Genomic DNA, 18,047 nt, shown 5'->3' with positions numbered 1-18,047 from the left:
CCGACACCATAACGAACAGTCTGCATGTTCGAAACAGCCATGAACGAACGCTCTTCCTGTTTGTTATGAGGTGGTGTTCAATTTCGGCATGAGCAGCAGCATGAATCGGCACCGGTTGATCACCAAGATCGTCAGGGACTCCGGCGCCGCCACGGTCCAGGACCTCGCCGGCCTGACGGGAGCCTCGGAGATGACCATCCGGCGCGACCTGGACATCCTCGCCGGGCAGGGCGTTCTGGAACGTGTCCGTGGCGGGGCGCGCACCCTGCTGCTCAGGGGCGAGGAACCCCCCTTCGCGCTGCGGGCCCATGAGGCGGTCGACGCGAAGCGCCGGATCGCGGCCGAGGTGTCCGCGCTCATCGCCGACGGCGAGACGGTCCTGCTCGACAGCGGCACCACTTGCCTGGAGGTCGCCCGCCTCCTTCGGGAGCGGCCCGTCACCGTGCTGCCCCTTTCCCTGCAAGCCATCCACTTGCTCGGCGAAACACCCGGCCCGGCCAAGCTCGTCGTGCCCGGCGGACAGCCCCGCACCGGTGAGGGAGCCCTGACCGGCCCCCTGACTCTCGCCTCCTTGGCGGCTCTTCGCTTCGACACGGCGGTCATCGGCTGCTGCGGCCTGACCGCCGCCGACGGTATGACCGCCTACGACCTCGACGACGCCGCAGTGAAAAAGGCGAGCATCGCCTCCGCGCGCCGCACCGTCCTGGCGACGGACGGCTCCAAGCTCGGTCACACCGCCTACGCGTATGTGGGCTCCGTGGACCTCCTGCACACGCTCGTCACCGACACCACGGCGCCCGCCGACGAGGTGACGGCCCTCGAACGCGCCGGCGCGGTCGTCAAGACGGTCTGACCGGACCGGGCGGGTTGTCCGCTCGGCGAGGAGGTCGCTATGGGGGGTGCGAATTCGGGGGCAAGGGTCACAGACCGGAGCCGCCGGTTGCGTCGATCACCTTGCCGGTGACCCAACGCGCGTCGTCGGAGGCGAGGAAGGCCACGATGTCGGCGACATCCTCCGGTTGTCCGACCCGGCCCAGTGCGGCCAGGGATGCCGCGTTGGCCTCGGCCTCCGGATTGCCGCGCAGCCATCCGGCGTTGGCGTCCGTGTCGATGATCCCGGGCGCGACCGAGTTTGCTGTGATGCCCCGGGCGCCCAGCTCCTTGGCGAGGTTGAGGGTGAAGTTGTCCAGGGCGCTCTTGGTGGCGCCGTAGGCGATGGCTTCCGGCATGGCCAGGTGGGCCGCACCGCTGGAGATGTTGATGATCCGGCCGGCGTCTCGCAACCGCTTCAGCCCCTCTTGCACGATGAAGAATGGTGCGCGCACATTCACGGCGAAGGCCTCGTCGAAGCCGTCCTCGGTCAGGGCTGCCAGGTCCGCACTGCGTCCTATGCCGGCGTTGTTGACGATGATGTCGACGCTCGGCTCGGGCGCGTGGCGCGGGATCTGGGCGTCGAAGGCTGACCACAGCGCGGCGGCGTCGCCGTGACTGCCAAGCTGGGCGTGGAGGGCGAAGGCCTGACCGCCGTCCTTTCGGATGCGGTCCACGGTGTCGTGTGCCGCGCTCTCGTCGCGGGCGTAGGTGAGTGCGACAAGGGCGCCGTCCCGGGCGAGCCGCTCCGCGATCGCGCGTCCGATGCCCCTGCTGCCTCCGGTGACGAGTGCGGTCTTTCCTTCAAGTCGCTGCATGCTCACGGTGGTTGGCCGCCTTTCATTTGTTGAGTGATCGACCAAGAAAGAAGCTACCACGGTTTTTTGGTCGAGCGTTCTAGAATGTGCCGCATGACCGAGACACCCAAGCGCGGCCGCCCGCGCACCTTCGACCGCGCGGCTGCACTCGCCGCGGCCACGCGCCTGTTCTGGGAACGCGGCTATGAGGGCGTTTCCATCGGTGAGCTGACCGAGGCGATGGGGATCCGCTCAGGGAGCTTGTACGCGGCCTTCGGTGACAAGAAGTCCCTGTTCGAGGAAGTGGTCGACGCTTATGGCCGGTCGCCTGTCGGTGCGTTCGCGGGGGTGGCGCTCCAGGAGGAGGCCACAGCGTACGGGGCGTTCGCGCGCATCCTGCGCGAGGCTGCCGTCATCTACCCGGACCCGTCGCACCCGGCCGGCTGCCTGACCATCAGCGCGGCAACCAATGTCACCCCGCTGGATGCGGGGGTGCGAGAGTTCCTCCGCGATCTGCGCAACAAGAACGTGGACGGGTTCGAGGCGCGACTGCGGGAGGCACAGCACGCTGGGGAACTGCCCGCCGAGGCGAGCCCTCGGGCCCTGGCGGATTACTACGCCGCCGTCCTCCAGGGACTGTCGCAACGAGCCCAAGACGGGGCCACAGCAGCCCAGTTGACCGCAGCCGTCGAACTGGCACTGGCGGCCTGGCCGACGGCGCGACGCTGATCAGGTCACCTGATCCGATGGGCAGGAGGGTGCACGCTGATCAGGTCTCCTGGTCCGACGGGCAGGAGGGTGCTGGCATCTTCCTGGGGGGCGAGGCGGGACCCGCATGTGGGGGAGTGTGCCCAGCCGGCAGTTGATTCCTGCGGCCCGTGGCCTGCGGCCCGTGGCCCGCGGCCATCGGCCATCGGCCATCGGCCCAGAGCGTCGCAGCCATCATCCGGCAGTTGCCCGATCGGCCGACCCGCCCGCATAGCGGCGGCGTGAGTGGGGCGACCAGAACGACGCGGTGACGGAGAAGGGGGAGGCCGCATGGTCGGCCCTCAGGCGTTATTGCGGCTGACGTCGGTGACGCGGCCTTTGTTGGCGTCGGCGTCGTAGGGGTTGGTGACTCCCTCCGCTCTGAGCCCCAAGTCCCCAATGCCGCCATTCGGCACGCGACTTGGACGCTCGCGCGACGGCAGAAGCCCTTCACGGCATGATGCCGGGCTTCGAAACGGCCGCGGCAGCGAGCCTACGCAGGGCACAGCCAGCACGCCCCGGCTCGCTGCCGAACTAGATGATCACCGCCACCAGGCCCGCCCGGCCCCCAGTCAGGCAGCAGGCACACCGTGTCGGCGCCCGCCCCGGCGCCGGGGCGTCACCGGGGCGGCATCCGATACCCGCTGCCAGTCGGTGTCGACGTCCTCAGCGATGTCGTCCCCCCATGCGGGTGCCAAGAACAAGTTCTGCCACTGCGGTGCTGATGTCACCTGGGGCCGCCCGGCCGTCTCCGAACGTCGCCCCGTCAGTCCCTCACGCATATGCACACCCTCACTCACCAACTAAAACGAGCCGCGCTCGATGTGATGAGCCCGGCCGCATGGCAACACCCCACGGATGTCCCCTTCCGGAGATGCCAAACCCACCGGGCCAACCATCCCGATCATGGGGCTGAGATGTGGGCCCGGCCGATGGCCGACGGTCGTCTCGTCGGACCGAGGGGACGCCCTTGGCGCTGGCCGGGTCCGTAACGTCCGACGGCAGGGGCACACCGGCTCCTGCGCCCCGGTGTGTACCCGGCTCCTCGGAGGAAGGCCGAGCCCCTGGGGCCCGGCCGAACGCATCGGCCGGGCTCCAGGCGCTCAACTCGCCACGCTGTTGGACTCCTTGGGCAGGCAGAACATCAGGGCCCACATCAGGGCGAGGAAGCTGCCGACCCACCACAGCACGGAGGCGAACGCATCGCGGTTGAGTTCGGCGTCGGGTGAACCGCTGGTGGCGGCGAAGAACACCAGGGCCGTCAGCGCGGTACCCAGGGCGATGCCCAGGTGCATGGCGGTATTGAACAGGCCCGAAGCGGCCCCGGCATTCCCGTGCGGCACCCTGGCCAGCGACATGTCGGCGAGCGGCCCGCTGACCATGCCGAGGCCGAAGCCGATCAGGACCACCGGAGTTGTCATTGCCATGAGCGTCAGGTCCGCGTGAGCCCGCTCGATCTGGAGCCCATAGGCGGCCATCGCGCCGAACGCGATGAGGGCTCCGGCCTGGGGCAACCGGCGGGCGAAGCGTCCGCCGCTCTTCGCCGCGACGGTCGCGCCGGCCAGCTCTCCGAGGGAGAGCAAAACGAAGGCGATGGCTGCGTGGAAGGGACTCATTCCCAGCCCGCGCAGGAGGTAGAGGGTCCAGGTCATGAAGAACAGCCCGCACAGCAGGCCGAGTACGAGCTGCGCCAAGAGTCCGCCGGAGAACTGCCTGCCCCGGAGGAGCGACAGCGGTACGAGGGGTGCGTCGTCCTGCTTGCGCTGCTGGTGACGCAGGAAGAAGCCAAGGACGAGGAGGCCTGTGCCGAGCAGGATGAAGCACCACAGCGGCCAGTGGTGAAGATGGCCCTCGCTGAGCGGGAGGACGATCAGAACGACGGCCAATGCGGACAGCAGCATGCCGGTCAGGTCCAGCCGGCCCGCCTTCCCGGCGGTCGACTCGGGGATGAACCTGCGCCCCAGCAGGATCACGGCGAGGCCGACGGGCACGTTGACCAGGAAGATCGGCCGCCAGGACAGCCCGAACCAGTCGGCCTCGGTGAGCAGGCCGCCCAGCACCGGGCCCAGGACGTTGGCAAGAGAGAGGACCGCCCCGTACAGCCCGAAGGCCTTGCTGCGGTTCTGCCCCTCGAAGGTGACATGGAGGGTGGCCAGGACCTGCGGAATCATCAGGGCCACTCCCGCGCCCTGGATCGCCCGGGCGCCGATCAGCAGGCCGGGACCGTTGGCGAGGCCGCACAGAAGTGAGGCCGCGGTGAACACGACGGTGCCGATGAGGAGGATCCTGCGCCGGCCGTAGAGGTCCCCGAGGCGCCCGCCGGTGATCAGCCCGATCGCGACGGGCAGCGAATATCCGGTCGTCAGCCACTGCACGGCGGCCGGCCCGGCAGCTGTCGACTCCTGGATCGCGGGCAGGGCGGTCAGGACGACCGACTGGTCGAGGATGTCCATGAGCTCGGCGACCAGCAGCACCAAGAAGGCGATCTGGGCCGCCAGGGCCGTTTTCGGGTGGTGGGGTACCGCGTGCCCCGGTGGCTCGGTGGTGTGCTGGGGCTCGTTTTCGAGGGCGGAGGAAGACATGACGGGAACTCCTGATCCAGAGGGATCGGGGGAGCCCTGCCGACAGCCGCACCGGGGCCGGAGAACACGAAACCCGGGGCAGACGGCAGAGCCGCACCCGGGGAAACAGACAACGGAGGAGGGTGACGCAACTCAGGCCGGCGCGACGTCCGCCCCCGGACACGTGCGACAACTCAGCACGTGGGGAACGCGGACGACTACATGGCCTGGTTAATAGGTCACCTCAAGATCGACACAGATGGAACGGGAGTCCGGTCACTGCCACCGACACCTCGGCACAGGAACCGATTCACCATACGACACCCCCGGCGCCACCGCACACGAGATAGCGACCCCCGCGAACCCGACCGCCCCGCACCCCTCCGGAGCTCAGGGCCCGATGGTCTTGAACGTGACAACAGTCAGGCACGCTGGTACTCCGACACCATCGCTGTCCGGGAGCGCCATGGCCTTCCGTCGGTCTCAACCCCAGGTCGAAGTCCCGGCCGCCCTGGCAACCTCGCAGTCAGGTGCCGCGCCGGGTGAGTCGTCGAGGGTGGGAACGCACCGACGGGGCGGCGCTTTCAGCGCAAGTCGAGCAACATCACGTCGCGGAGGTCCGTGCCCGTCCCCCATGGTCGTGCCCGTCCCCCATGGTCGTGCCCGTCCCCCATGGCCGCGCCCGGCCCCCGGGGCGGTACCCCCACGCCCGGTAGGGGGCTGACGCTGCGCTGCCGCCCGGGTGGACGTTCAACAGCACCCGCTCGGCTTCCACCGTGGCGAGCAGCGCCTCGTGCAGACCCGCGCGATGCCCCACCCTCACTGCGGCTGCTCATGAGAGGAGCGTGTGCTCGGGCGTGGGCGGGGCACGGAGTCGTCGTCCGGGGCGTTGGTGTACTCGGCCGCCTGGGCCAGGAACATGGCCCGGTAGCGACCGCCGGGCCGGGCCATCAGCTCTTGGTGACTGCCTGACTCGATCAGGCACCCCTGGTGCAGGACGTGGATCACGTCGGCGTGCCGCACCCCGGACATGCGATGGGTGACCAGGACGACCACGCGGTGGGGCGAGGCCAGGGCGCGTACCCGGCGGAATGCTTCGATCTCGGTCTCCGGGTCGAGGGCGGAGGTCGGCTCGTCGACGATCAGAAGGCTGTCCGCGTCCTGTGTGACGGTCCGCCGGTGGGTGCGGGCAAGGCCGATGCGCTGCCACTCGCCCCCCGACAGGTCCGCGGCGCCCCGGAACATTCTCCCGAGCAGCGTCTGCCAGCCGGCCGGGAACTTCTCCCACAGGCGGTCCGCGTCCGCGTGACGAAGCGACTCCGTGAGCCCGTCTTCGGAGTGCTGGTACTCGGGCCGTCCGATACGCAGGTTCATCGCGGCCGTCAGAGGCCACCTCTGGAAGTCCTGGGTGAGCACGGCGACCCGTCCGAAGACGTCGCGGCGGTCGACGTCGGCCACGTCTTGTCGGCCGTAGCGGATCGTGCCGGATGACGGGTTCACCAGGCCTGAAAGGACCTTCATCAGCGTGGACTTGCCGGACCCGTTCTCGCCGACGACCGCGATCACCCGGCCCATCTCCAGCCGGAGCGACACCTCGTGCAGCGCCTCCTGCTCACGGTCGGGATACCGGTAGGAGACCTTCTCCAGTTCCACCGCGCCGAGCCTGGGCGCGAGCGGGGCACCTCCGGTGGGGAGCGCGCGTCTGGCGGCGCCGGTCACGAAGTTCTCGTGATCGCGGACGTAGAGGGCTTCTTCGTTCAACTGGTTCAGGTTCATCACCAGGGAACCCAGTGACGCCGATCCGGACCGGATCGCCAGGATCGCGGTGCCCGCCACCGCGAGGCTCATCCACCCGGCGGTGATCATCCCGTACACCGCCGCGTACGTCAGTGCCGTCGCCAGGCCGGACAAGCCGGCCGCGACCAGCTCGATCATGGCCTTGCGGGTCGCCAGACGACGCTGCTCCGACTCGGCGCTCTCCGCCATCTGCTCGTACTTGGTCAGCAAGTAGGGCCCGACCTGGTGCACCCGGACTTCCTGCGCCGCCGTCCGCTCGGTCAGCAGATTGCCGAGCAGCCGAGATGCCCGTACATGCTCGATCCATGTCAGCCGGGAAACGTAGCGCTCCTGCGCGACCCGCATCGCTCCCCATGCCCGAGGGGCGGCGATCAGCAGGAGCATCGGGAGCAGCCGTACGTCCAGGACGCTCAGCACGCCCGCCGCCGACACCAGGCTGATCACCCCGTTCAGGGCCGCGATGCACGCGGAGATCATCCTCCGGGAAGCGTCCACCCCGAACTGGGCCACATCCATGAGCCGTTTGAACTGCGGGTCCTCGATCGCCTCCAGCTCCACCTCGGCCGCGGCCCGCAAATACTGGACGGTCGCGATTCGCTCCACCAGCGGCTCCAGCCGACCCGCCCGTGACGTGGACAGTCCGGCCAGCAACGACCGCACCACCGCCGCACACGCCCCCGCCGCGACCGCTGGTAACGCCTGATGCAGCCGATCGGACGCGCTCCCGCCGCCCAGCAGCGCGTGCATGACGGTATTCACGATCAGCAGTCCGACCGCTGCTGCGATGCCCTGGCCGATCTCCGCGATGCCCAGCACCACCAGTCCTGACCGGTCCGCCCGCCACGCCCGTTTCACCGTCGCCCCGACGAGACGCGGCATCGACCGCAACGCCGACAGCAACGTCACTTCCACGCGTGTCCGCTCGTGCTCCGACCACGCCGCGTCGTAACGCAGCGCCCCGCCGAACAACTCCTGCTCCGCTGCCGAGACCGCGGGTTCCGTCATCCGCGCACGCCACACACTCATCGGCAACTCTCCGATCGCGTACGGCCGGGCCCCACGGCCCCGCACGCCGAACAGGAGGCGTGAGCAGGGCGATGTACGCGAAGTCCGTCCCCGGCGGGTGCAGGGCACAGCACATGCATGGAGGCCTCCAGCAGATGGGCGAGGGATGCAGGGCGACAGCTAAGCGCATCTGCGGGGCGCCGATGTGCGTTTTGAGGAGCGGACCCGTGAAAGCACGTTCGATGAGGGACCGACGGCCCAACTCCCGTATGGAGAAGGTCAGTTGAAACCCACTTGTTCGAGCACGCGGCACTCGGTCCGTCCCCTTGGTGACGACTTCCGGCCCGCCCCATCCGGGCCCACGGTGGGCCCGCCCGCTGGGGGGCAGTCGGCGGCCGCCGACGGGGCGACCTCGGTCTAGCCGATCGGGAAGGTGGTATCGGGCGCGGCGTAGTCGACGGGGCCGTCGAACCGTGCCGAGGCACGCGATACCGCTTGCTGCGGCGTGAGGAAGCGGCCGACGTGCGTGACGATCAGTCGGCCGGCCCTCGCCGTGCGGGCTGTCTCGCCGGCGTCCTCAGGTGTGTGATGCACTTGGTTGCCTTCGGTCGGTGCCTGTGCGCTCTCGGCTTGGCACAAGAGCACGTCGCATCCTTCGGCCAGTTCGGTGAGGCTCTGGCATGGTGCCGTGCCCCCGGAGTACACCAGTGACTTGCCTTCCGCTTCGATGCGCACGGCGAAGGCGGGTATGCCGTGTGACACCGACCGGCTGATCAGTCGGAGTGACCCGATGGTCGCTCGGTGGCCGTCGTGCAACTCGGTGACGGCGAAGGCCGATTCGATCGGGCTGCGGCGCGGAGTGTGGGTGAGGAAGTCGGCCAAGCGGTCGGCGATTCCAGGCGGCCGCGTAGGGGCGCGGGTCAGCGGTCCTGCTTGCCCCCGGGAGGAAGCGCGGTGGACTTGCGGCGGCGATAGGCCGAGGCATTGGCCCGGCTCCCGCACGACGACTTGTCGCACCACCGGCGACTTCCTGTGCGCGAGCGGTCCAGGAAGAACCGGGTGCAGCTTTCGCCGGCGCAGTGGCGTACGAGACGTCGGTTCGGGCCGCCGAACAGTTCGCCGGCCCGGGTCGCGACCGTGGCCAGCACCGCCCCGATGTCGCCTCGTCGCTCGCTCTCGCCGAGGGCGATGAGCGCCACCGTGACCTGGGAGCCGCGGGCCTCGTCGCGGATCAGTCGTACGTCAGCGGCGTCGGCTTCGTCCCCTCGTTCTGCCGCGGCGGCCGTACGGTAGATCGCCTCGCGCAGCAGACGGGCGCGGTCGAGCGCCGCGCGGCTCACGCGGCCGGGGCGCTCGGTCAGGCCCGACTGGGTGGCCCAGGCGGCCAGATCCGCCGGCTCGGCCAGAAGCTCGATGGGGTAGCTGGTGCGCCAGGTCAAAGTCGCGGCGAAGTCCAGAGCCAGGTCGTCGCTGACGAAAGTGAAGTCCACGACCACAGTGTGGCGCTCCCCGGCATGTATCAGCAAGATCGTGGAATCAGACCCTTGAGGGGTGACGTCGAGACCGAGTCCCTCACCGTACAAACGGATCCGGGACACCATCGCACCTCGCCCGTAGCCCGGCAGGAGGGCACATGTCCACAACGGCCGAACCCGCCCGGACCGCTTCTCGCCTGGCGCATTACTTAGCAGTAGCCGTACCCGCTCGACTCGCCGACGAAGGCGCCCGCATCGCCCTCGTCCTGCTCGCACTGGGACGTACGCACAGCGCGGGCCTGGGCGGCGCGCTGGTCGCGGCGCTCATGATCCCGCACGTCGTGGCGGCCCCGCTGCTCGGCGCGTTGGCGGACCGTGTCCGTCATCGACGGCGCTCTTCCACGCGTCGTGCTTGATCGCCTACGGCTTCGGTCTGGCCGCCACCGCACTCGCGGTCGGTCGCCTACCCGCCGTCTACGCCCTCGCCCTCAGCGCGGCGGCCGGATGCTGTGCCCCCCTTGTCACCGGCGGCCTGACGAGCCTTCTCGGGGAACTGGTCCCGGCCGACCGGCTGGGTACCGCCTTCAGCATCGACTCGGCCTCGTACAACCTGGCGGGCATCTTTGGTCCGGCTGTTGCCGCGGCCACGTCCGCGGCGGTGAACCCGGAGACGTCCCTTGTCGTACTCGCGGCCGCCGCCGTGCTCGCGGGGCTGATCCTGCTCACGCTGCCCCTCGCCCGTCGGAGGGCACGGACCGGGGGCTCCGCTCGGCTGCGCCGGGCAGATATTGCGGGCGGGCTGCTGGAACTGGTCAGGAACCCGCCCCTGCGTGCCGTCACATGGGCCAGCTGCGTCGGCCAGATCGGCATCGGCGCCCTGCCCGTACTGACCGCGCTGCTGGCCGAGCGGTACGCCGCGGGATGGGCAGCGGGTGGTCTGATGACCGCGTTCGCGGTTGGTGCGCTCATGGGGTCGGTCGTCTATGCCGTACGGCCCTGGACCGGCACCCATCCCGAGCGCGTGGTGCTGGCCTGCCTGGTGGGCGACCGGGCTGCCTCTCGCCCTGGCCGCGACCAATCCGGCGCTCGGGGTGACGGCGGCGCTCTTCGCGCTGGCCGGGGCGTGTACAGGACCACTTTTCAGCGCGCTGCTCGCCGCTTGGGAACGGTACGCGCCGACGGCGTTCCGCACCCAGATCTTCACGTTGGGCGCCGGGCTGAAGAGCACAACCGCCGCCGCGGGCGCGGCCGTTGCGGGCGCGGTCAGCGTTATTGGTACCGGCGCGCTCCTGTTCGCGGTCGCCGCATGTCAGGTTCTCGCGACCCTGCTCGGAGCAACCCTGCTCACCACCGGCCGAAACCACGCGGTTGCCGGGTCGGACGCTGCCCCTCCCCATGCCGGCCGTGGCGCCCACAGCGACTCCGACGATTCGGCCGGCTTCACTGCCTCTCTCAAGGACCGCACGTGAGGACTCTGTTCGCACGTGGCCCGCTCAGAGGGTGCCGCCGTGCGGGACCCGGCCGTGGCACAACGCCCCGGGGCCGCCTGGCCATGGAGCTTGGCCGCGTTCATCGGCCAACTTGGCCTGGTTGCGGGCTACTTCATGCTCCTCCGGAACATACCGCGTACTCGTCGACAGCCTCGCGGCGAACGGGTCCATGGTGGCCGTCCTGATCCGCGGAATGGCCGAGCCCACCTGTGTGCACGTAGGGCTCGCTTGTGTGCACACAGCACTGGACACCGAGGTCGACACCTACCCAGCTCCTGCCCGGCCGATGGAGGCCGTCGAAGCACCGGAGTCGGTCGTGTCCACCAACTCCGGCCGCCCACCACCTCGCTGACACCCCGCCGCCCCTGCACCCGTCACTTCCGCCGAACACGACACGGGCAACAAGGTGCATCCCCACACCGGGGTCGTACACCCAGCCCCGCCCCCGCCCCGATTCGAAAGGACCAACCCTTGCCAGGTCCCATCCCTTCTCCCCTCACGGCCGATGCGGCGCTCTTCGACCTCGACGGCACTCTGATCGACTCGGAACCCCGCAGCCGCGAATTGTGGAAGAGACTCCTCACCGCGCACGGCATCGCCAGCACTCCGGATCTGCTCACCTCGTTCGGTGGGCGCCGCAGCGCGGATGTCATCGCCGAGCAGTTCCACCGGTTCGGGCCCGGCGTGACGCAGGACGACATCCGTCGCGATCTACGCCGCTTCGAAGAGGCGGGGGATCTGCCGGAGGCCCCGCTCATGCGCGGCGCACGCACCTTGCTGGAACGGCTTCACGACGAAGGCATCCCCGCCGCTCTCGTCACCTCCGGTGGCCTCGCCTATGCGACCCACCACCTGGCCCGGCTGGGGATCGACGCCTACTTCGCGACTCTCGTCACGGCTGACGACGTCACCCACGGCAAGCCCGATCCCGAGGGTTACCTCCTTGCATGTCGCCGCCTTGGGGTAGCGCCGACGCAGACCGTGATCTTCGAGGACTCCGCCGCGGGCATCGAAGCCGCCAGGGCGAGTGGAGCGACCTGTATCGCGGTGGGCAGCCCAACGCCCGCGCTGGGGACGCATGCGGTGTGCGTGGTGGCCGACCTGGCCGAGACCGCGAGGCTGCGGAGAACGAGCGATGTGACTCGTTGGATCAGCAACAATTGACAACCAGGGATTGGCAGTTCGAAGCATCACCGCCTCCGCCCCTCACCTCGCAGACAGGTGGTCCTGGTCGCATCCAGGGGTCAGTGGCCGCTCAGCTGCTCGCGGCATGCCTGGACGATGGAGGAGCCGAGCCCGGTGCCCTGCGCCCAGGAGCAAACGGCCCGGGCGTCGTAGGTGGGCGTGGGGTGGGCGGTGCGGGGATGGGGCGCGGGCGCTGAGCGGTCGGTGGCCGCGTGCTGCTCCTTGGTGTGGTGACGAGGAGGGGCTGCCTCGTGTTGCCTGCGGTCACGACGGGCCCGGCCCGCTGCCTTGGTGCTGCCTGATGCGGGTGTGCCCGTCGTGGGTCCGTCGGGCGCGGGACCGTAGGCGGGGGCCAGGGTCTCGCGTGCGGGTGGCTGCACGGGTTGGGGCCACGCCGGCCCGTGAGCCCCGGTTTCGACACGGTTGCCCGTCGGCACGAACTGGCTGTTGTGCCGGGCGGATTGGGGGGACAACGTGACGCACCCCGTGGCGAGCAGCGCGCTGCACGCAGCGATCAAAAGAGGAACCTGTCGCATCAGAAGCTCGGGGCGAGCTGTTCCTTGGCAGTGGAGATCAGGTGGCGATCCACCCACCCGCCCACGCCGGAGCCCTTCATCGTGATGTGCGCCCAGGCGACATCCCGGGTGTAGCCGTGGAAGAGGCATTTCTGATCGCGGTAGCCGATGCCGGCCCGGGCGGCGCGCTTCGACGGTTCGACGTGGATGACGGCGGCGTCGGCGTTGATGCGGCAGGGCTCCTGACCTGGGGCCGCCGCGGCCGGAACGGACGGCATGGCAATAAGTACGGCCAGCGCCGCGAGGCCCACATTCAGTCTTTTCGTTTGCGCGCGCATCGTTACCCCTTCGTTGATCTCTGCCATGGAGTGCTCTTCGTAGCGAGTCGCCGAGAAGGAAGTCGAGCTGAGCGTGGGGCTGGTCACCCTTGGGTGTGACAACCGTGATCATCAGACTGGGGTGGCTCGGGCCGTGTCCTTCACCAATGACCGGAGCGCCGCCGGATACGGGCAGAGCATGATGGCGATGAACAGGCTTACTGAATCAGCACGGTACGTGCCGTGTGGCGGCCGTAAACGTGAGTGCCAAAGGCTTCCCTTGCTCACCCGCACAACACATCGCTCCCCAGAGGACCCGTGTGCTCGTCAAGTCCGCGGTCGCAGCGGCATGATGAGGCCAATGGTGGGGGCCCGGCCACGGTTTTGAGCACATCCGGCAGGGAGGGGACCCACAATCAACGCAGCCCTCGATCACCACATCGGCCATGGCCTGTCGGTGGGGGTCGCGCATCTGCTCGGCGATGCGAAAGCCCGCATGAACTCGTGACGGGGTCGTGTCGGGGAGAGCCGCCCACGAGCCAGGGCGGGTTCGAGGTCGATGCCTGCTCTCTCCCGTCGAGTGTCGGCCCCTGAGAAACCCTGTCCAGGGCCTCCCTCCTGCTGGCACTCTGGTGGCTGACCAGCCGGACCACCCGGGCCCGCACGGGCAAGCGACGGAGGGAAATGAGCGACGATCATGTGTTGAGGTGCCGGTGCCGCCATCTTTGGACGGTCCACTTGGAGGGCCACTGCGACAGTGAGGAGGGCCACGGCCCTTGCGACTGCCGAGGGTTCTACCCCGTCGGCTGGCGGCCCAACACCGGCGACACCTGTCGTGCGTGCGGACATGCCAAGTCGCAGCATTCCGGGGTGAGTTGCAGGGCCACCATCGGTCAAGACACCGTGACCGAGCGCCACTTCGGCGCCGAAGGCGATACATGGACGACCAAGAGGCCCATTGACATCACCTGTACCTGCCAGAGGTTCGGCTGAGCCAGGAGACCCCGTGAGGACGCCGGTCCATCGCGCTACCGCCAAGTCCCAGGGGAACTGCGGCGCCGACCCCGGGCAGCTCTTCGTCGCGGGCACCCACCTGGAGGTTCACGGGCGCCTGATCTGTTGGGCCGGCCGCGGGGGTACGCAGCGCGAGCACGGCGACGTCGTCGTCATTGTCGCTCGGGCGGATCTGCTCCAGGAGCAGGTCGCAGAACGATTCCAGGGGGCGGTGGGCGAGGGCGGCCGCGTGGCGGCGCAGTCGGTCCAGGCCGTCGTCGATGCAGTGGTGCGGTGACTCGACCAGGCCGTCGGTGTAGAACATGACGGTGCTGCGAGGTGGCAGGACGGTGACTGCGTCGGGGCGGGGTGTGTTCAGTCCGGCTCCCAGCAGAATGCCGTGCCCTTCGGTGAGGTAGCGGGCTTGACCGTCGTGCCCGACCAGCAGGGGCGGAGGGTGGCCGGCGTTCGTCCAGCGCAGTCGCCACAATCCGTCGTCCCCCACGGCGAGGGTGCTGAGGATCATGGTGGCCATAGGCACTTCGGCTATGTTCTTGAGGGCTTCGTCGAGCTGGGCGGCGACGGCGCTGGGAGCGTCCCGTGGCCGGGACCACGCGAAGGCGCGCAGCATGTTGCGTACCTGCGCCATTCCCGCCGCGGCCGTGAGGTCGTGCCCGACGACATCGCCGATGACCAGGGCATGGGTGCCTTCCGTGAGGGCGAAGGCGTCGTACCAGTCTCCGCCGACGTAGGAGGCGTGCGGGGCGGGCACGTAGCGGGCCGTCATCTGTATCCCCGGCACCTGCGGCAGCTGCGGCAGCAGGTGGCGCTGCATGGTTTCGGCGACCTTGCGCTGGCGCTCGTACAGGCGCGCGTTGTCCAGTGCCAGGCCCGCGCGGCGGGTGATGTCCTCCAAGAGCGGCAGGTCGGTGGAGGTGAAGGCGTCGGGCCGTTCCGCGCGGCCCAGGGTCAGGGCTCCGAGTACGTTCCGCAGGCCCCGGATGGGCGCGATGATCGCGGAGTGCATTCCGGTCTCGGTGAAGAGGCGGGCCTGTTCCACGGCGATGCCCGAGTCGGGAGGGCCCTGATAGGTGGCCGGGCCCGCCAGTGAGGACGCGGCCCCACGCAGGGCCCGGGAGAGGGGCATGGGGGAGTCCTCCAGCACGGGAGGCATGGGGCCTTGCAGGTCCTCGCGCTCGATGAGAACGCCTTCCTTGTGCTCCATCACCAGAGCGCGCCGCACTTCGTCCTGATCCGTGAGCAGATCGATCACCGCCCAGTCGGCGAGCCGGGGCACGGTGAGGGACGCCAGGCGACGCAACGCGTCGTCCACATTCAAGGTGGACGTGAGCTGTGTGGTCGTCTCGGCCAGCAGGGCCAGGCGGTCCAGCTCGGTGAGAGGTGCTGGACGCACATCGTCCAGCCCGTCCGCGGCGTCGGTTCCAGCCTCGTACAGCACCACCCAGGCGCCGCTCTCACCCGATCCGGACGACCACGGTGTGCTGAGCCAGGAGAGCTGGACGAGTGTGCCGTCCTTGCGGGCGAACCACTCCGCCTCCCCGTGCTGTGTGACGCCGGCCAGGAGGGCTCTTCTCAGCCGGCACCGCACGCGCGGCACGGGGTGCCCGTGGCTGTTGCGGTGCAGCAGGTCGTGCAGGTCCTGCCCCCGGAACTCCTCGGAGCGGTGACCAAGCATGGTGTGTGCGGCGCTGTTGGTCGAGAGGATGCGACCGTCGGTGTCGATGACGACGACGGCGGTCCGCACGTCCTCCAGAGCTGCGCCGAGGAAAGCGCCCGACACCGTCGCAGGACCTGGATGGGAGGCGTCCCCCACGTCGTGACCCGTCACGTCCATCTCCCTAGCCGGCGAAAGCCGCCCTGCCGCATTTACCCGCAATGCGGCCACGCGGCCGATTCTGTGAACGCGAGGTGATCGCGGCTCGCGACCAAGTCTGCCAGGGCCGCACCTCCTCAAACATCTCCCGGCGGACCGGTTGTTCCACGACAGGCTCTCTGTCACGCCTCGCCCGGTGGTCCCTTGCGGGCGATCCCCCTGCGGGTACGGAACAGCTCGCCGACCTCGGCCAGGACGCGCAGCTGCTCGGGGGTGAGGAGGTCGACCAGATGGCGGCGGACCGATGCGACGTGGAGGGGGGCGGCCGTGGTGATCGCCTCGATGCCCTCGGCGGTCAGGACGACTTCCGCACCGCGGGCGTCCGTCGCCACCTCCTCGCGGCGGACGAGGCCGCGCTGTTCCATGCGGGTGAGCTGGTGGGACAGACGGCTGCGCGACCACTGCATCAGCTCGGCGAGCGCGCTGATCCGCATGCGGTGACCGTCGGTCGAGCCGAGGACCGACAGCACGTCGTAGTCCGCTTCCGAGAGCCCGCTGTCCTGTGTGAGATCACGTGCGATGTCCGCGTTGACGAGGGGGAACATCCGCCGCCACGCGTACCAGGCCTGCTGCTCGGACTCGGTGAGCCAGCGCGGTGCGGGCTTCGGAGAGGGGGTCATGGGGTCACTCTAGACAAGTTGGTGATACGTCATCTACCTGGTTGACATATCACGCACTGGCGGCTTTGCTTGGTGACACGTCAACCACTAGACGGTTGTCCTTCTTCGTTTACGCCTCACGGGAGTTCGCACCCATGATCAACCTGCACATCGTCTCCGCCGCCACCCGCCCCACCTCCTCGGGCCGCCCGCTCGCCGCATGGGTCGGCGCCCAGGCCCGTGCCCACGGCGGCTTCGAGGTCACCTCCGTCGACCTTGCCGAGATCGCCCTGCCCTTCCTCGACGAGCCCGAGTACGCCTCCAGCGGTGTCTACGCCCACCCGCACACCCGCGAGTGGAGCGCCCTGGTCGACTCGGCCGACGCGTTCCTCTTCGTCCTGCCCATGTACAACGGCGCCTTCACCGCGCCCTTCAAGAACGCCATCGACTTTCTCTACAAGGAGTGGGCCGGAAAGCCGGTCGCCCTGCTCAGCTACAGCGCGGGTCCCACCGGCGGCGCCCCGGCAGCCGAGATGCTGCTTCCCGTCCTGACGCGGCTCGGCATGCTCCCCACCGAGCGCCGCGTGGCCGTCCCCGGCATCAACGCCCTGCTCGGGCCGGACGGTTTCCAGGCGCCCGAGGGCCTGGCCGACGAGCTGAACGCCCAGCTGGAAGAGGTCGCCTCCCTCGCGGCCCAGCGCGTCTCGGTCTAGAGCCTGTGCAGGCGCGCGTTCGGCCTGTTTGTGGGTGCCCGGCGCGGGGCGGGGCGGTTATAGGGGGACTGTCAGGAGGGCGCACTGCACGGAGGTGGCGTGCGCGGGGTCGAGGGCGTTGAGGACGAGCTGGTGGACGTTGGGTTCGTAGGGGCTGCCGAGGTGGCCGGTGAGTTCGAGTGGGCACACGTTCTGGAGGAGGACGTTGTCGACGGTGGCGCCGGGCTGGGTGGTGAGGAACTGGTGGGTGTAGGGGGTGACGACCTCGTCGGTTCTGGTGACGATGGTGGTGTAGGCCACTCCGGGTTCGGTGTCGCCGTTGGCGTAGAGCTTCTGGAGTACGGGGGAGCCGACGGTCTGGTCCTTGGCGGCCGGACTGTCCAGGCCGAGCGGTTTGCCGGCGTGTCCCGCCACGTCCAGGACGGCGTTGGCGAGGTGGGCCAGGCCGAGGATGGTGGTGCCGTGGCTGCTGGGGTTGATGGCGACGAGCTGGTGGACCCTGGCGGCGCCGCCGTCGAAGCGGAGGTACCACTGGGGCAGGAGTCCGCCGCCCTGGGAGTGGCCCACGAGGTCGGCCTTCTCCGCGCCGGTGGCGGTCAGCACCTTGTCGACGTAGGCGGCCAGTTGCCGGGCCGAGGCGGAGATGGGGGCGACGGCTTTCATCAGGGCGTGGGGTGTGGCCTCGCCGTAGTTGAGGGCGAAGACGCAGTACCCGGCCTTTTTGAGGCGCGGGGCGAGTGCGCTCCAGTTGTCGTAGGCGTTCTCGAAGGTGCCGTGGACCAGGATGACGGGGTACGGGTGGGCAGGGGCCGGCCTGCACGAGAAGTCGTTGGCCCCGGCGGGGGAGCGCTCGGGATCGGGCAGTGAACCCAGCAGCGCCGCACCGAAGTTGACGGCCCCGAGGCTGATGAGCGGCGCGGGCGACCGTGTGGTCCTCGCTTCGGCGGCGCCGTCGGGGGAGGGGGCGGTTGCTGCGGATGCGGCGGGGACGGCGGCGGCCAGACAGGCCGCGGTGGCCAGGGCAGCGCATGCGGCCTTGAGGAATCGGCGCACGGAGGTGCGCACCTCCTGGTGAGGTGTCGAAGGGGG

The 18,047-nt window shown here is 69.4% G+C and carries 16 protein-coding genes and 2 pseudogenes; 7 read left to right on the top strand and 11 right to left on the bottom strand.

Going from position 1 to position 18,047, the window contains the following annotated elements; genetic code table 11:
* The first annotated feature begins 88 nt into the window (after positions 1–88).
* On the top strand, positions 89–853 hold the full coding sequence (locus tag N4G70_RS12640; RefSeq protein WP_261712680.1) for a DeoR/GlpR family DNA-binding transcription regulator: 765 nt from the start codon (positions 89–91) through the stop codon (positions 851–853).
* A gap of 67 nt (positions 854–920) precedes the next feature.
* On the opposite strand, the gene N4G70_RS12635 is transcribed toward N4G70_RS12640, so the two are convergent.
* Positions 921–1,688, bottom strand: a complete 768-nt coding sequence (locus N4G70_RS12635; protein ID WP_261712679.1) for an SDR family NAD(P)-dependent oxidoreductase — start codon at positions 1,686–1,688, stop codon at positions 921–923.
* 93 nt (positions 1,689–1,781) lie between these two features.
* Between N4G70_RS12635 and N4G70_RS12630 the strand changes: the two genes are divergently transcribed.
* Complete coding sequence (locus N4G70_RS12630; RefSeq protein ID WP_261712678.1) at positions 1,782–2,396, top strand: TetR/AcrR family transcriptional regulator; 615 nt, start codon at positions 1,782–1,784, stop codon at positions 2,394–2,396.
* A gap of 1,121 nt (positions 2,397–3,517) precedes the next feature.
* Here N4G70_RS12630 and N4G70_RS12625 read toward each other — a convergent pair.
* From N4G70_RS12625 to N4G70_RS12600, 5 genes and pseudogenes are all read right to left on the bottom strand, one after another.
* Positions 3,518–4,996 carry an MFS transporter gene (locus tag N4G70_RS12625; protein WP_261712677.1) on the bottom strand — a complete coding sequence of 493 codons (1,479 nt, stop codon included), beginning with the start codon at positions 4,994–4,996 and terminating at the stop codon, positions 3,518–3,520.
* A gap of 798 nt (positions 4,997–5,794) precedes the next feature.
* Positions 5,795–7,777, bottom strand: coding sequence for an ABC transporter ATP-binding protein (locus N4G70_RS12615; protein WP_261712676.1), 1,983 nt, complete (start codon positions 7,775–7,777; stop codon positions 5,795–5,797).
* Between the two features lie 417 nt (positions 7,778–8,194).
* Positions 8,195–8,680 (bottom strand): annotated as a pseudogene (locus tag N4G70_RS12610) (MBL fold metallo-hydrolase); the annotation flags it as partial.
* Between the two features lie 17 nt (positions 8,681–8,697).
* Positions 8,698–9,267: an ABATE domain-containing protein gene (locus N4G70_RS12605; RefSeq protein ID WP_261712675.1), complete on the bottom strand. Its 570-nt coding sequence runs from the start codon at positions 9,265–9,267 to the stop codon at positions 8,698–8,700.
* 194 nt (positions 9,268–9,461) lie between these two features.
* Entirely contained in the window at positions 9,462–9,638 is a 177-nt protein-coding gene (locus N4G70_RS12600) for a hypothetical protein (RefSeq protein ID WP_261712674.1), read from the bottom strand.
* 26 nt (positions 9,639–9,664) lie between these two features.
* Between N4G70_RS12600 and N4G70_RS12595 the strand changes: the two are divergent.
* The 4 genes and pseudogenes from N4G70_RS12595 to N4G70_RS12580 all read left to right on the top strand — a co-directional run.
* Positions 9,665–10,177, top strand: a pseudogene (locus N4G70_RS12595) (MFS transporter); the annotation flags it as partial.
* 58 nt (positions 10,178–10,235) lie between these two features.
* A complete protein-coding gene (locus tag N4G70_RS12590; RefSeq protein ID WP_261712941.1) occupies positions 10,236–10,721 on the top strand; it encodes a hypothetical protein in 486 nt (161 codons plus the stop codon).
* A gap of 121 nt (positions 10,722–10,842) precedes the next feature.
* Positions 10,843–11,094: a hypothetical protein gene (locus tag N4G70_RS12585; RefSeq protein WP_261712940.1), complete on the top strand. Its 252-nt coding sequence runs from the start codon at positions 10,843–10,845 to the stop codon at positions 11,092–11,094.
* 119 nt (positions 11,095–11,213) lie between these two features.
* Positions 11,214–11,906: an HAD family phosphatase gene (locus tag N4G70_RS12580; protein WP_261712673.1), complete on the top strand. Its 693-nt coding sequence runs from the start codon at positions 11,214–11,216 to the stop codon at positions 11,904–11,906.
* A gap of 80 nt (positions 11,907–11,986) precedes the next feature.
* On the opposite strand, the gene N4G70_RS12575 is transcribed toward N4G70_RS12580, so the two are convergent.
* The 4 genes from N4G70_RS12575 to N4G70_RS12560 all read right to left on the bottom strand — a co-directional run bounded on the left by N4G70_RS12575 (position 11,987) and on the right by N4G70_RS12560 (position 16,266).
* The gene (locus N4G70_RS12575) at positions 11,987–12,307 is read right to left on the bottom strand and encodes a hypothetical protein (RefSeq protein WP_261712672.1); all 321 of its coding nucleotides are present in this window, start codon (positions 12,305–12,307) and stop codon (positions 11,987–11,989) included.
* A gap of 155 nt (positions 12,308–12,462) precedes the next feature.
* Positions 12,463–12,807 (bottom strand): hypothetical protein, encoded by a 345-nt coding sequence (locus N4G70_RS12570; protein ID WP_261712671.1) that lies wholly within the window; start codon positions 12,805–12,807, stop codon positions 12,463–12,465.
* 916 nt (positions 12,808–13,723) lie between these two features.
* Positions 13,724–15,607 carry a SpoIIE family protein phosphatase gene (locus N4G70_RS12565; RefSeq protein WP_399035192.1) on the bottom strand — a complete coding sequence of 628 codons (1,884 nt, stop codon included), beginning with the start codon at positions 15,605–15,607 and terminating at the stop codon, positions 13,724–13,726.
* A 161-nt stretch (positions 15,608–15,768) separates the two neighbouring features.
* Positions 15,769–16,266, bottom strand: a complete 498-nt coding sequence (locus N4G70_RS12560; protein WP_261712670.1) for a MarR family winged helix-turn-helix transcriptional regulator — start codon at positions 16,264–16,266, stop codon at positions 15,769–15,771.
* A 134-nt stretch (positions 16,267–16,400) separates the two neighbouring features.
* On the opposite strand from N4G70_RS12560, the gene N4G70_RS12555 reads away from it, so the two are divergent.
* Complete coding sequence (locus N4G70_RS12555) at positions 16,401–16,958, top strand: NADPH-dependent FMN reductase (protein ID WP_261712669.1); 558 nt, start codon at positions 16,401–16,403, stop codon at positions 16,956–16,958.
* Positions 16,959–17,015: 57 nt separating this feature from the next.
* On the opposite strand, the gene N4G70_RS12550 is transcribed toward N4G70_RS12555, so the two are convergent.
* On the bottom strand, positions 17,016–18,011 hold the full coding sequence (locus tag N4G70_RS12550) for a triacylglycerol lipase (RefSeq protein WP_261712668.1): 996 nt from the start codon (positions 18,009–18,011) through the stop codon (positions 17,016–17,018).
* Positions 18,012–18,047: the final 36 nt, after the last annotated feature.

The sequence above is a fragment of the Streptomyces sp. ASQP_92 genome, from assembly GCF_025399895.1.
GTDB lineage: Bacteria > Actinomycetota > Actinomycetes > Streptomycetales > Streptomycetaceae > Streptomyces.
Note: the sequence above shows the minus strand (reverse complement) of the source record. Positions and strands in the feature narration are given on the sequence as shown.